The organism is Bacillus sp. FS02 (assembly GCF_024398395.1).
GTDB classification, from domain to species: domain Bacteria; phylum Bacillota; class Bacilli; order Bacillales; family Bacillaceae; genus Bacillus; species Bacillus altitudinis.
Window position 1 is genome coordinate 1649468 of the sequence record NZ_CP074101.1, and the last position, 14434, is coordinate 1663901.

Here is a 14434-nt window from a genome sequence, read left to right on the forward strand (position 1 = left end):
CTACACTCAAAATATGCTCTCATCTTAACACAACTGTCAAATCACTTGGCATTTTTATCTGACTTTTGAAATAGATTTCACGATATTTTTACTTCTTTCTTGCTGGTCTGATCCTCCCTCGGCCTGCATACAATACCCCGAGGAGGTGACCTTCGATGAAGGCTTTTTTCTGGTCAGCATCTTTTTTATTCATGTTCATTCTGACTCTCTTTATTCTAGGTATTGTTTTTTGGCTTAGTGGACAAGGCTTAGATCAGCTATGGAGATATGCGCTTATCTGTCTTGTGACAGCCACCGTTCTACACGGCGTTACCACTTGGCTAAAGCAACATGTCATGCATCATCTATCCAAATAAAAAGGCTGCCCTCAGTATTCAGGCAGCCCTTCCGTTATTCCTTAGATGAGGCGGCTTCTTTCTGAGAAGCACGCAGTTCATCATTAATTTTTTTCGCATCTTCTAAAAACTCTGTTTCAAAACCACTTTTGAGTGCCCACATATAAAATAACAACGCCACAACTGCAATGAGCGCCATATCCCAGCCATAATGAATGACGTTATACCCGCCAAATTTATCACTACCGAGACAGGAAATCGTCATCATCACAAGCAAATACACAACCATCCAAGCACCTGCTTTAAAGTGACGGCCAAAGCCCTTCCACTTCGCTTTTGCTTGATAGTAAAAATAGATTGGCAGACCGATGAGAATAATGAACAGCACCTGACCCGTCAGCGGCCATCTCGCCCAGTACAGTGTCAAGGATGCAAAGACAAAACCAAGCGGAGCAATGATGCTGAGTCCTTTAATTCGCAATGGACGATATAAATCTGCGCCCGTCTTTCTCAGCGTCATGACTGTCACAGGTCCTGTCAAATAGGAAATCAGGGTCGCCACAGAGATAATTTCAGCGAGAACCCCCATCCTCTAAACAAAAACAGAAAGATAAACGATACGCCTAAGTTAAAAAACATCGCTGGACGAGGCACACCGTAAATTGGATGCAGACGACCAAGTACACTCGGCATGTACTTGTTTTTTTCCATCCCATAAATCATACGAGACGTCGTCGCCGTATACGTAATCCCTGTGCCAGAAGGAGAAACGAACGCATCTGCATATAAAATAAGGACAAGCCAGTTAATCCCTAGCGCAATGGCAAGGTCAGCAAATGGCGAGTTGAAATTCAAATGCCCCCAGCCATTCACAATCATTGATGGATCGACAGCGCCAATAAAAGCGATTTGCAGCAGCACATAAATGACCGTTGCAATCAAAATCGATCCAACAATGGCAATTGGAATCGAACGCCCTGGATTTTTCGCTTCTCCTGCCATGTTAATCGGGCTTTGGAAGCCATTAAAAGCAAACACAATCCCCGATGTTGCCACAGCTGTGAGCACACTCGCCCAGCCGTTCGGCGCAATACTTGTTCCAGAAGTAAAATTCTCACTATGAAAACCTACGAATAAGAGCGCACCAATTGTTAATCCTGGAATGACGATTTTAAAAATCGTAATGAATGTATTCGCCTTTGAAAACAACCCAACTGTCCAATAATTGAGCAGAAAATAAATCACCAGCAGCACACTTGCCACCATGAGCCCCTCAGTCGTCAAAACCCCTTTTGTGACCAAATGGCTTGTCCACTTTGCCCACTCCCAAGGCCATGAGCTCATGTATTGAACGGAGGCAACTGCCTCAACAGGAATCACTGAGACAATGGCGATCCAGTTTGCCCAAGCGGCGATAAATCCAATAAAAGAGCCATGTGAATATTGCGTATATTTGACCATTCCGCCTGCCTCTGGAAACATCGACCCGAGTTCACTATAAGACAATGCGATAAATAAAATAACAACCATCCCGATCAACCATGACAAAATAGCAGCAGGGCCGGCGATTTGAGCAGCCCGCCACGCACCAAAGAGCCATCCTGAACCAATGATTGAGCCAAGACCTACCATCATTAAAGCGAAAGTTCCCATCCTACGATGCAAATGATTCATGTTCATAACACCTTTCGATTAAAATACAGAGCATGTGTCGAGCAAGCGCCTTTCTTTTATAGCAGCTCACCTTTCATTCCATTGGCAAATACTTTCTGATCTGAACTTTTATCTTTGTTCATTTTTTTACCTGTTATATTATCTCTCAATTCTCCATTTTCTGAAATAGTCGAACATGCTTATTTCAAAAGAAAGCGCTTTTTCAACTGTTCAATCTATTAGACTGATTAACTACCTTTACCCTTATTTTGAAAAAAACAAAACAAAAAAGAAAGAGGAAATGACTTCCTCTTCCCTTTGAACACGTATCATTCAAAGAAAAAAGGATAAAAGGGAAACCCTCTTATCCTTGTGAGATTGCTTGTTCTTTTTCAATGACAGCTAGTCTTTCTTGAACTTCTTCCTCAGATAAATTGTGCTGTTTCACATAAAGGTTACGTTCGCTTGTGCGGCATTCATGGCTGCAGCTGCGCATATATTTATGCTCGCTTTCTTCTGTTGTAATCATTTTGCGGTTACATGCAGGGTTCGCGCAGTTCACATAACGCTCGCAAGGTTCGCCAGTGAAGAAATCTTTTCCTACCACGACGTGCTCTGTTTGATTGACTGGAACCGTTAGGCGGTTATCAAACACATAACATTGACCATCCCATAGCTTTCCTTGAACTTCTGGGTCTTTTCCGTACGTGACAATTCCACCGTCAAGCTGGGATACATCTTCAAAGCCTTCACGCTTTAACCATCCTGAGAATTTCTCACAGCGTACGCCGCCTGTGCAATACGTCAGAATTTTTTTCCCTTCAAGAATCTCTTTGTTGTCACGAATCCACTCAGGTAATTCACGGAATGTCTCAATGTCAGGGCGCACAGCACCTCTGAAGTGACCGACATCAAACTCATAATCATTACGTGCATCAATCACGACCGTATCAGGTGATTGCATTTGCTCATAAAATTCAACTGGACTGAGATGTTTCCCCGTTAATTCTAGCGGATTCACATCATCTTCAAGACTTAAATTCACCAATTCATTTCGGTGGCGGACGTGCATTTTCTTAAACGCATGACCATCTGCTTCGTCAATTTTAATTGGCATGGACGCAAAGCGTGGATCTTCTTTCAATGCTTGCATGTACTTGTCCGTCTGCTCAATGGTACCAGAAACGGTTCCGTTTATGCCTTCAGATGAAACAAGAATACGACCTAACAAACCAAGTTCCTTACAGAATGCTAGATGCTCTGCTGTAAACGTTTCTGGATCCTCAATGGGGACATATTGATAGTAAAGTAATACACGATATTGTTTTTCCATATATATAAACACCTCTTAAATTTAATCAAAACATACCATTTTATATCATACAGGAAATACATACCTTAAGGCAATGTCAGCAGTTCAATTCCATAAAACGGAAGGGTCTATGGTCTCATATTGTCCGATTATTTGACAGAACTTTCTGTAAAATGAGATGATTTAAGAACTATATGATTTCGTAAAGGAGCATAAGTCCATGATCCAGCCAGAAGAGATCGTCAGAAGCGGTCCTAACCAGTTTATTTCTCAAAAGGGGATTTATCATGAAATCGAATCACTTGTTACTCCCTTTCAGTCACCAGCTATAGTGACAGGATATGACTCATATCAAGCCTTTTCACAGTACACAAAGCTTCCATCCGAGTGGCCTGTTGTTCAGCACAAAGGTTACAGTTCACCAAATGCGATCACACGAATTGCGGAAGAACTCAAGAGTTCAGACGTGATCATCGGGATCGGTGGTGGAACGATTTTAGATACAGCGAAGTCTGTTGCCGACGCTCTCCAAATTGAAGTGATCATGGTGCCGACGATTCCTGGGACATGTGCGGCTTCTACACCGCTCAGTGTCATTTATGATGACAAGGGAAATTTCATGAGGGTCGACTATCATAAGCGGTCCAGCTATCTCACGTTAATTGATCATACTTTTTTGCTTTCATCTCCTCTTTCCTATCTACAAAGCGGAATTGGGGATACACTGGCAAAATGGTATGAAGCGGAAGCCATTATTCGTAACACAAAAGGCACCTTGCCGCTCATGGTACATGCTGCATTAAAGCAGGCAGTGTACGTTCGTGACATTCTTCTGACTCATAGTGAAGAAGCCGTTAGCAGCTTAAAAACAGGTCAGCTTTCTCAAGCCTTTGCAGATGTAACAGATACGATCATTACGTTAGCCGGAACAGTCGGCGGCTATGGAGGACGTTATGGCAGAATGGCAGGAGCCCATGCCGTTCATAATGGATTAACATTTATTGATGAAACACATCATGTGTTACATGGACAAAAAGTGGCCTATGGCATTCTCGTCCAGCTTGCCGCAGAAAACCGTATGACGGAAGTAGAAGAATTACTTGAGCTCTATCAAACACTCGGATTACCTAGAACGATGCGTGAGCTTGGCATCACAGCTCAGCTAGAGGAAGCAGCACATACAGTGGCAAACCATGCTGCACGTAAAGATGAAACCTTTTGTTTGATTGGAGACTATACGAAAGAGCAAATTGTCGACGCCATTCAAATCATTGAAACCTATCAGCCTCAAAAGACGGTTTGAACATATGGGCAAATAAAAAGCACAGGCATCCCGCCCGTGCTTTCTTTTTATTAAAAATCGAAGTTATCTGGGTCTGGACCCGTGCGCTCATCTTCATTGAGCTGATCAATGACACTCATTTCATGGGCGGACAACTCGAAATCAAATACGTTTGTGTTTTCGATGATTCGGCTCTTCGTCACAGATTTCGGAATGGTGATAATGCCATGCTGCAAGTCCCAGCGAAGAATGACTTGCGCTACTGACTTCTCATGTTTTTTCGCAATATCTTGAAGCACCGGATGGTTAAGAAGTTTCCCGCTGCCTAATGGCGACCATGCTTCTACATGAATGCCTTTTGCCTTGCAGTAGTCACGTAAAGGCTCTTGCGTCAGCTTCGGATGCAGTTCAATTTGATTGACCATTGGCACCACTTCTGCCTCTTCTAATAAATCTTCTATATGGTGCTGATGGAAGTTACACACGCCAATGGCTTTCACACGGCCATCCTTATAAAGCTTTTCTAGCGCCTTCCACGTTTCTTTATATTTGCCTTCAACCGGCCAATGGATTAAATAAAGATCCAATACATCCAGACCTAGTTTGTTCATACTCGTTTCAAAGGCTTCAAGCGTTGACTCATATCCTTGATCACTATTCCACACTTTTGTCGTAATGAACAGCTCATCGCGAGAGATGCCTGATTGCTGAATGGCTTTGCCAACACCTTCTTCATTTTGATAGGCCGCTGCTGTATCTATACTGCGATAGCCAGCTTCAAGTGCGTCTTTGACTGCATTTACAGCCTCATCCCCATCTTTTACTTGCCATACACCAAAGCCAAGCTTCGGCATTTTCACTCCGTTTGCTAATGTGACTGTATCTGTTAATCCACTCATCAAACAAACCTCCGCTTCATTTTTGCTTACCATGCACTATACCCGAATGTGCGAAAGATCATGCATGAAAATAGACCATGCAAGGGCTACTATGACCTAATTTCATTTTGTCCCATACTAACAACACAAAATTTTTATGTGAATATATTTGTTTTTATATTAAATAGATTTCTACTTATCCCTATACAAACAGTGAGGTCCAATCATCCTCCTCAGAGAATACTTGAATCCCATGCTGTTTCAGCAAGGCAGACGTCACACCGTCCCCAGCCTTTGTCTTCCCGTTAAACTCTCCCCGATAGATCATCCGGCTTCCGCAAGAAGGACTGTACTCTTTTAACACGACGGATGTTGCGCCAAGAGTCTGAACCTGCTTAAGCGTGTCTTGTGCACCTTTTACATACATCTCTGTCACATCTGTTCCATGAACATCAACTACAGAAGCCTGCCCTCGTAAGACATCATGACCATCTCCACCAATAATTTCTGCGGGAGGTCTTGGTGTAGAGAAACCGCCAAGCAGCTCAGGGCAAACTGTTACCGCCTTTCCTTCCTGCACAAGCTCCTCGATACGTTGATCTAATCGATGGCTGCCATTATAACGGACCTTTAATCCCGCAAGACAAGCGCTGACAACGATCATGTATGTTCCTCATTTCTATGTATTGAACGTTTTTTGCTGACTTTAAAATAAATCCATAAAGGCAAACAGAGTATCGTGTACATCAGAAAGGGCAGAGCACAATACAAAACAGCCGCCCACATGGACCCTTCAACTCCTGTCACTCCAAAAAAATAAACAAATAATAGCAAGCTGACAAACAATCCGACGAACGGCATGATAAAAATAGATTTTTTGAAATTCTCCATCATCTCTTTCACCAACACGGCTCCCTCCCTCAAACATCATCACGAATAACGTCAATATATGTTAATTTTACCATAAAAAAACCGAAAGCATCTAGTTTATAGAAAGCTTTCGGTCCGTTATTTATATCTTTTCCTTCCAAGCCTTTAAGAAGCGCTCAATAACCTGTAGCTCGTCTTCATTAAATTCATGGAGGAATTCTAAATAGGAGGAGACTGCCTGTTCATGAAGCTCATCATGCAGTGCCGCAAGCTGTGTGCCTTCCTCTGTGAGTGAATAATAGACGGATTTCTTGTCACCTTGCCGGTGGCGATAGTCGACCATGCCTTTTTCGATGAGCTTTTTCACAGCCTTTGTAATGGCTGGTTTTGATAGTTTTAGTTGTTGTGAAAGAAATGTATTATTGGATTCGTTAGGGTTTGCTTGAATCATAGATAAAATATGAAGCTGTGTAAGTGTCCAATCTTGCTTGAGTGTATCAGTCGTGGTAATCAGTGGATCTGTTGGATCGTTCCGTTTCTTTTCCCTATGCATAATCAAATCTTGAATCGCTTTTAAGACAATCTGCTCGTTTGTTTCCATCTGAACCTCCACTCTTAACTGGTTAATAAAATGGTACTAATAATCAATAAAGGAGTCAAAAGAAATGTGGGGATGAGGAAAAGAATGGGTCATCAGACCTGATAAATAAAAGAACTTTTTTACTAGATTACAAGAGACGGCACAATTTCCTTTTCTTTGCTATTATTTATGATAGGTAACCCTCAATTAAGAAAAGAAGGTGAGAGAATGAAAACAGAGCAGCAAATGGCCATTCGCCAGTTAGAAGAAAAAATAAATTTGTTTTCTTCTGTTGTCAACGGATCGTTCCTATCAACAGAAGATTTCGTTTTATCAAACACGCATATATCAACTGACACGTTCAATTTGTTATTACCCATTTCAGCGCACATACAAGATCAACAAAAAGTGGAAGCTGCCATCGAACAAATGCAGCAACAGCAGCTAGCATTCAGCACATGGATCACTCAAAGCCTGCTCCACCCAGATTGGTCGAATATCATGCAGAAATATGGGCTTCAAGAAGTGGAACGCAATACCATCATGATGCTTGAACATACAAACGACATCGATCAAAGGACCTCTCAATCGCTTACGATCAAGGAAGTGACTGACGATCAAACCTTTCTCGATTATCAACATTTATTTATCGAACTTTTCGAAGGATCACCTGAAGCAATCGCTTTAAACACCTATTTCCAGCGCTTCTCGATTGAACGATTACACCCGAGTACCCGCATGTTCGTTGGATATGAACACAACAAACCAGTCACAACGGGCTTATTGATTGAAACAGCAGACAGCTACGGTATTTATGATGTCATCACAAAGGCAGAACACCGTGGAAGAGGACTTGGCAGTGACATGTTTCATTACCTTCTGACCCAGACAGATAACAAACAAAAGTGTGTGATGTTACAAGCCTCAAATGACGGCAAACATATCTATCAGCGTGCCGGATTTCAACCAATTGGAGAAATGGTTATTTTTGAATAGAAGATGATATTTTTCCTGAGGTATCAAAGGCAAAGAAAGGTAGCCTGTCTCTTCTTTGCCTCCAACATCTCACCATAAAAATGAATGTACATTCATTCACTCCTTTGGTACATTTAAAAAAAGGAGCTGAAAAACAGATGGTTCGACCAGGCGATCAATTTCAAACAAGCAAAACCTATACGCATGAAGATGTGATTCAATTTGGCGAGATGACAGGTGATCTTGGCAAACATCATACCGAGCTAGATGATCAAGGCAGGCTCATGGTACACGGCTTTCTCACAGCAAGTCTAGCCACGAAGCTTGGCGGTCAGTTTCATTTTATCGGTCAAGAGATGACATGTACCTTCATACGCCCTGTTTATACAGGTGACACCATTACCTGTCAGATGGCCGTCACCAAGGTAGAACCCCTTGAAAAATACCATCGTGTCCACCTTTTTTCCCGTTATATCAATCAGCATGGAGAAGAAGTCATTACTGGTAAAAGTGAAGGTGTGGTTTTCAAAAAATAAAAAGCTGCCTATGATGAGGCAGCTAACTAACACGAAAACGTTCTTATTCCCTTCTATTCAGCATGATGCTGACGATCCATATAAAGCGGCGGTCTCTTTAATGAAATCACTGCACAGCTAAAGGCAATCAGCACAAAAACAGCACCGAATTTAGCCAAATCAACAGATGAACCGGTCATTGTAAACATGACGCCACCCACTGCTGATCCAATGGAAATCCCAATTTGCAAAGCGGATGTATTTAAACTTTGCTGAATATCAGACGTCACAGGGTCTGTTTGAATCAAATAGCTCTGCAAAGCAGGTGTCAGTGCCCAGCTAAGAGCACCCCATAGGACAACCATCACCATAAAGAGCATAAACACTCCCGCTGTATAAGGAAGGATAAACATCACAATGGCAAACGCCATGGTCACAAGCAAAATGGCTTTTCCTGATCCTAGTTTGTCACTCAGCCAGCCACCAAACCCATTCCCGCCAATCGACGCAAGTCCGAAGACCAAATAACAAATACTAATCCAAAACGGAGTCATATGCAAAACTTCCATCAGAAATGGCGTGAAATAAGAATACAGCATATAATGACCAGCAAGCATGAACAAGCTAATCAAATGTGCACTGAAAATTTTCGGATGCCCTAAAGAACGAATTTGTTCTTTAAGCGGTGTGACTTTTTCAACAGGCATTTTCTCCAAAAGAAAATAAATGAGTACCATGGATATAGCTGACAGAATACTGATTCCTAAAAACATCACTCTCCAGCCAAAGCTCTCTGTAATAAAAATACCGATCGGTACACCGAGAACAAGTGATGAGCTAATCCCTATAAAAATCAGACCTAATGCTTTCGCTCGATGCGCCGGTTCCACCAGCTTGGCGGTAATCGTTAGTGATAACACCACAACAAGCGCTGTACTCATGGCAATCAAGACCCTAGAGATCATGACAAGGGCAAAGGTGGAACTAAAATATGTGAATACATTGCCTAATGTAAAGACCAATAATGCGATTAAATAAAGACGCTTTCGTTCGATTTTGGCTGTGACGGTCAGTAGCACCGGTGCTGAAATAGCATACACAATCGCAAATACCGTGATCAGCTGCCCAGCTGTCGCAAGAGACACATTGAGATCCTCTGCTAAACTTGGCAAAATGCCCCGACCACAAGCTCAACTAATCCAACCGCAAAAGTAGAAACAGCTAATAAATAAACTCTCCAGTTCATGTCTAACATCCCTTCTCTATATCATGGCTTTCACTTTTGATACAGGGTGTAGACAAACAAAAAAACCCTGATTACAAAAAAGGAAAGCGCGCTTTTGTAATCAGGATTTATCGGATCCTGGTAGAAACCCTCAAACCATATTATTGAGGTTATACAAGTCTATTTTTTTCTTCAAATATATTAGCATAGCCTTCCATAACGTGCAAGCTGCAAAAATAGAAAATATCTGCCAATGGCTCAGCAACATAAACGACCTTAGAAAGGCATGAAATGAACTTGCGGACCAACTTGCTTTCTCCCCCATTTACAGGTAAACTGATGAAAAATCAACGAACAAGGATCAACGTAGATCTGGAATAGTAGCTTGAATTGATCTTTACCAGAGAGGGAACGGTGCTGAGAAGTTCCTACTGACATCTTCAAGTGAACCTGCCGATTTAGTTCTGTTTCATACAGCGGTTCATACCGTTATCATGATCGAGTGTAAAGCTGTGCTTTAAATTAGGGTGGTACCACCAGGAATGGTCCCTAACTTAAAGCACAGCTTTTTTGTTTTTTTAAAAGGAGGAAAAAGACGATGTCAAAGAAACAATTTGTTGAGAAAATTACAAGCATGGAAGACGACTTTGCCCAGTGGTATACAGATGTTGTCACAAAGGCGCGTCTCGTCGATTATTCAAGCGTTAGAGGCAGTATGATTATTCAGCCATACGGTTTTAAAATTTGGGAGAATATTCGCGACGAACTTGATCGTCAAATCAAAGAAACGGGTCACGAGAATGTCTATATGCCGCTCTTTATCCCAGAAAGTCTTCTCCAGCAGGAAAAAGATCATATCGAAGGCTTTGCTCCTGAAGTGGCGTGGGTGACACATGGCGGTGATTCGGAATTACAGGAAAGACTCTGCGTCAGACCAACATCCGAGGTGCTGTTCGCCGAGCATTATAAAAACATCATTCATTCCTATCGTGATTTACCAAAGCTATATAACCAATGGGCCAATGTCGTCCGCTGGGAAAAGACAACACGTCCATTTCTTAGAACCCTTGAATTCCTCTGGCAGGAAGGGCACACTTGTCACGAGACTGAGCAAGAAGCGATTGAAGAAACAGAAAAAATGCTCCATGTCTATGCGTCTATTTGTGAAGAGCTTCTAGCGATCCCTGTCATTAAAGGAAGAAAAACAGAGAAAGAAAAATTCGCTGGCGCCCGCTTCACCTATACGGTTGAAAGCTTGATGCATGACGGAAAAGCCCTGCAAACCGCCACTTCTCACTTCTTCGGCAACGGATTTGCCAAGGCGTTTGGCATTGAATTTTTAAATCGAGAAGGAAAATTAGAGCATGTCCAGCAAACATCATGGGGCTTCACCACAAGAATCATTGGCGCTATGATCATGGTGCATGGCGATGACAGAGGACTAGTCCTGCCGCCAAACATTGCGCCAACCCAAGTACGTGTTGTGCCAATTGCTTCCCATAAAGAAGGTGTCCTCGATCATGCCTATGAATTAAAGGATCGACTCGCCCGCATCGCACGAGCTGACATCGATGCAAGTGATAAACAGCCTGGCTGGAAATTCAACGAATGCGAAATGCAGGGCATCCCATTACGCGTAGAAGTAGGACCAAAGGATATGGAAAAAGGCCAAGTCATGCTCGCAAGACGAGACACAGGTGAAAAGCAAGCCATCACGTTAGATGCACTTGAACAAGCCATCACGGCCACGCTTGAAGACATTCAGCAGACGATGTACGAAAAAGCAAAAGAACGATTACATGAAAAAACATCAAACGCCCACACAATCGAAGACATCGAGCAGCTTCTTGCCGAAGAAAACAGGTTGATCAAAGCCATGTGGTGCGGCGATGAAGACTGTGAAAACGACATCAAAGAGAGAACAGGGGCGACATCACGCTGTATCCCGTTTGAACAAGAATCCGTTTCTGACACATGTGTCTGCTGCGGGAAACCTGCTTCTGATATGGTGTTCTGGGCAAAAGCCTACTAATCATGCTTCAAATTGTTGACAAAGGGCTAAAATGAACTTTATTTTAGCCCTTTGTCTTCTTTTCAGCGTGACGGAAAGCCTTCGGACTCTAGGAAGGACGAGCACTTGCGCGGAGCGAAATTAAAAATCATGAGCGCCAGCATGCAAGGCTGACAAAGAATGCGAGGATTTGTCTATACGCTGAAGCATCTTATACGATGCTTCTTTTTTGTTAAAAAGAGCCAAATATCCATTGACCTCATTCACACAATCCCCTATAATTCATATTAATATAATCGGTTTTTAAGACTTTAACTGGAGTGGTGATCTATGAAGCGCTGGCTCTCAATATTTAACGAACGTTGTCCAAAATGTAAAACAGCATTAGATGTCTCGAAGTCCAATGCCTTGCAAGGCAAAGTCGTGAAAACATGCCCCAATCTTCATTATCAAAAAGAGTACCACCCTGCACTTGAAACGTATATCGAGCACGATGACATAAAATAAAAAAGACCAACACATGGAAAAGAGCCCTTGCTCTCAGTTGTTGGTCTTTTTCTTATAATAAATCCACCCAGATTTTGATCGCTGTGGCTGTAATCATCACGGCAAGCGCCCACTGCAAATAAACGGCATTGATTTTCTGACCAATTTTCGCCCCAATCGGCGCAGCAATCAAACTGGCCGCCATTAAGACAAGAGCAGGCATGAACATGACTTGACCCGTCAGCACTTTCCCAGCAGATGCGCCGATCGCAGAGAGAAACGTAATGGCCAGAGACGAGGCAATCGTCATCCGCACAGGGATTTTGAGAATTGATAGCATCACCGGCACTAAAATAAAGGCACCGCCTGCACCTAATACGCCCGATACACTTCCGATCACAAAGGCAATACCAGCCGCCAGTCCTTTATGAAATGTCGCCTCTCCATCCGCTTCTGCCCGCTGACCTTTTTTCGGAACAAGCATTAAAATGACAGCGACAATGGCAAGAAGACCATAGACTACATTGATGCCTTTCTCTGGAAGGAAATGTGATAAATAGCTGCCTAATAAACTCCCTGCCAATATACTGCTCCCCATATATAAAATCAATGGTCGATGTAAAAATCCGCTTTTTCGATACGCCAGCACACCGCCGAGTGTCGAAAATAGGACTTGAATAGCACCAATCCCTGAAACCTCGTGTGCCGATAATGCCATCACTCCGACTAGAGGCGGGATATAAAGCAGCATGGGATAGTTGATCACCGATCCTCCTATTCCAACCATTCCTGATAAGAAGGAACCAATAAATCCGATGATAAATAAAGTAATGAAAAATGCAAAATCCACGCTGGTCTCCTCCTTTGCAAAAGGAAAAGGGGCTCCCTCATAGATACCCCTCTCCCCTTTAGGACCCTTTTCTCACCCAGAACTTCAGCACATGCCCTTCATCTGTCTGCGTGATCAATTCATGTCCGCTTGACTTAGCCCATGCGGCCAAATCAGCTTTGGCTCCTTTATCTGTTGCATGTATTTCTAATACTTGGCCTTCAGCCAAGTCATTCATTTTTTTCTTCGTCCGAATAATTGGCATCGGGCATGCAAGCCCGGTTACGTCTAAAATGTGATCTGATGTCATCTGATCATCCCTCGCTTCTTTATTTTATTGAACATTATCGAATCGCACAACGGTTTGGACCAATTTCCATGTCTCGCTGCGCTTCCTCGTCTGGATGCAGCTTCCCCATATTCGTAGACCGAATGTCTTGATAAGCGTTTGGCTGTGCAGGGAGATCCTGCGTGACCATTTGTCTAAATACGTCTTCATCTTCAATGTTCAGCCCGTGATTTTCTTCAAACAAAGCGCCTAGCTCCTTCCAAACGCTCCCGTTTTCATTAAGCTCAGCCACGATCATAAAATGTGCAGGCAGCACAATCAATTCTGCCGAAAGCGCCGTATATCGTGTATAAAGGGTTTCCCTCAAATCACCTACCCAGTCCTCCGCCATACCGGCTAGATCAGGTCGTCCGATCGAATCAATGAACAAAATATCACCTGAAAGGAGAAAACGGTCGTCTACGATAAAAGAGGTTGAACCAATCGTATGGCCCGGTGAATAAAGGGCGTGAATATCAATCTCCGCCGCTCCAATCGTCACACGCTGCCCTTCTTCAAGGTGATTGTAATCAAATGTCACCTCTTCGGCGTCTTTTGGCGGTAGCCAATAGGTGGCCCCAGTCTGTTCAGCCAGCTTTTTCCCGCCAGATATATGGTCCGCATGAAGGTGCGTATCAAACACATGCGTTACTGTGACATGATGATTTTTAGCAAATCGCGTATAGACCTCCGTCATTCTAGCTGCATCAATAATCGCAGCTTCTCCATTCGACATGATCATATAGGACAAGCACCCCTTGCCCATTCGCACAAATTGGTACAACTCTCCACCGCCAGTTAAATCACCGATCTTCACTGGCTCTAAATGCTCACCCCATGCCTTCATGCCGCCTTGCAAATAATGGACCGTTCTGCCTGCCTCTGACAGCATCTCTGCCACCATAATAGAGGAGCCTTCTTTCGCACAAACGACCAGTACATCTAGGTCATCCGGTATGTTCTCCACCATATCCTCTACGCCATCAAGAAGCTCAAAGTAAGGCACATTTAAATATTCAACGGCTTTCCCTTCAATTTTCCAGTCCTGCACATCTGATTCGTTTCGTACATCCAACAAAAAGATCGGCTCTTTGTTGATGATCTTTTTTGTTAACTGTTCTGCTGTCATTGCTTTTACAGTCATTGGTTCATTCA

General features: G+C 43.0%; 13 protein-coding genes, 2 pseudogenes and 1 riboswitch. Of the genes and pseudogenes, 6 read left to right on the forward strand and 9 right to left on the reverse strand.

Features of this window, described 5'->3' with window-relative positions; genetic code table 11:
• Window positions 1-155 precede the first annotated feature (155 nt).
• On the forward strand, window positions 156-356 hold the full coding sequence (locus KFQ09_RS08240; RefSeq protein WP_035390601.1) for a hypothetical protein: 201 nt from the start codon (window positions 156-158) through the stop codon (window positions 354-356).
• Window positions 357-390: 34 nt separating this feature from the next.
• Here the strand turns inward: KFQ09_RS08240 and KFQ09_RS08245 are convergent.
• A pseudogene (locus tag KFQ09_RS08245) lies at window positions 391-2009 on the reverse strand (APC family permease).
• A 343-nt stretch (window positions 2010-2352) separates the two neighbouring features.
• Complete coding sequence (locus KFQ09_RS08250) at window positions 2353-3321, reverse strand: oxygen-dependent tRNA uridine(34) hydroxylase TrhO (protein WP_129548055.1); 969 nt, start codon at window positions 3319-3321, stop codon at window positions 2353-2355.
• Window positions 3322-3520: 199 nt separating this feature from the next.
• Here KFQ09_RS08250 and KFQ09_RS08255 point away from each other — a divergent pair, with 199 nt between their 5' ends.
• The gene (locus tag KFQ09_RS08255; RefSeq protein ID WP_035390603.1) at window positions 3521-4603 is read left to right on the forward strand and encodes an iron-containing alcohol dehydrogenase family protein; all 1083 of its coding nucleotides are present in this window, start codon (window positions 3521-3523) and stop codon (window positions 4601-4603) included.
• 50 nt (window positions 4604-4653) lie between these two features.
• On the opposite strand, the gene KFQ09_RS08260 is transcribed toward KFQ09_RS08255, so the two are convergent.
• The 3 genes from KFQ09_RS08260 to KFQ09_RS08270 form a co-directional block, all read right to left on the reverse strand.
• On the reverse strand, window positions 4654-5481 hold the full coding sequence (locus tag KFQ09_RS08260) for an aldo/keto reductase (protein WP_250026971.1): 828 nt from the start codon (window positions 5479-5481) through the stop codon (window positions 4654-4656).
• A gap of 181 nt (window positions 5482-5662) precedes the next feature.
• On the reverse strand, window positions 5663-6124 hold the full coding sequence (locus KFQ09_RS08265; RefSeq protein WP_045034650.1) for a 2-thiouracil desulfurase family protein: 462 nt from the start codon (window positions 6122-6124) through the stop codon (window positions 5663-5665).
• Between the two features lie 348 nt (window positions 6125-6472).
• Window positions 6473-6931, reverse strand: a complete 459-nt coding sequence (locus tag KFQ09_RS08270) for a MarR family transcriptional regulator (RefSeq protein WP_017366520.1) — start codon at window positions 6929-6931, stop codon at window positions 6473-6475.
• A gap of 207 nt (window positions 6932-7138) precedes the next feature.
• Between KFQ09_RS08270 and KFQ09_RS08275 the strand changes: the two genes are divergently transcribed.
• Together KFQ09_RS08275 and KFQ09_RS08280 are read left to right on the forward strand one after the other, a co-directional pair.
• A complete protein-coding gene (locus KFQ09_RS08275; protein ID WP_255836198.1) occupies window positions 7139-7906 on the forward strand; it encodes a GNAT family N-acetyltransferase in 768 nt (255 codons plus the stop codon).
• Window positions 7907-8043: 137 nt separating this feature from the next.
• Window positions 8044-8421 carry a hotdog domain-containing protein gene (locus KFQ09_RS08280; protein WP_008343876.1) on the forward strand — a complete coding sequence of 126 codons (378 nt, stop codon included), beginning with the start codon at window positions 8044-8046 and terminating at the stop codon, window positions 8419-8421.
• Window positions 8422-8474: 53 nt separating this feature from the next.
• Here KFQ09_RS08280 and KFQ09_RS08285 read toward each other — a convergent pair.
• Window positions 8475-9646, reverse strand: a pseudogene (locus tag KFQ09_RS08285) (MFS transporter).
• Between the two features lie 77 nt (window positions 9647-9723).
• Window positions 9724-9823, reverse strand: a riboswitch (purine riboswitch).
• A 400-nt stretch (window positions 9824-10223) separates the two neighbouring features.
• On the opposite strand from KFQ09_RS08285, the gene proS reads away from it, so the two are divergent.
• Both proS and KFQ09_RS08295 read left to right on the forward strand, forming a co-directional pair.
• Window positions 10224-11657 (forward strand): proline--tRNA ligase, encoded by a 1434-nt coding sequence (gene proS / locus KFQ09_RS08290; protein ID WP_206114160.1) that lies wholly within the window; start codon window positions 10224-10226, stop codon window positions 11655-11657.
• Between the two features lie 309 nt (window positions 11658-11966).
• Window positions 11967-12143, forward strand: a complete 177-nt coding sequence (locus tag KFQ09_RS08295) for a hypothetical protein (protein ID WP_164071373.1) — start codon at window positions 11967-11969, stop codon at window positions 12141-12143.
• A gap of 52 nt (window positions 12144-12195) precedes the next feature.
• Here the strand turns inward: KFQ09_RS08295 and KFQ09_RS08300 are convergent, their stop codons facing one another.
• From KFQ09_RS08300 to KFQ09_RS08310, 3 genes are read right to left on the reverse strand one after another with little or no spacing between them, the layout of a single operon-like run.
• Entirely contained in the window at window positions 12196-12972 is a 777-nt protein-coding gene (locus KFQ09_RS08300; RefSeq protein ID WP_046527292.1) for a sulfite exporter TauE/SafE family protein, read from the reverse strand.
• Between the two features lie 58 nt (window positions 12973-13030).
• Window positions 13031-13261, reverse strand: a complete 231-nt coding sequence (locus KFQ09_RS08305; protein WP_008343881.1) for a sulfurtransferase TusA family protein — start codon at window positions 13259-13261, stop codon at window positions 13031-13033.
• A 34-nt stretch (window positions 13262-13295) separates the two neighbouring features.
• Window positions 13296-14423 carry an MBL fold metallo-hydrolase gene (locus KFQ09_RS08310; RefSeq protein WP_255836199.1) on the reverse strand — a complete coding sequence of 376 codons (1128 nt, stop codon included), beginning with the start codon at window positions 14421-14423 and terminating at the stop codon, window positions 13296-13298.
• Between the last annotated feature and the right edge of the window lie 11 nt (window positions 14424-14434).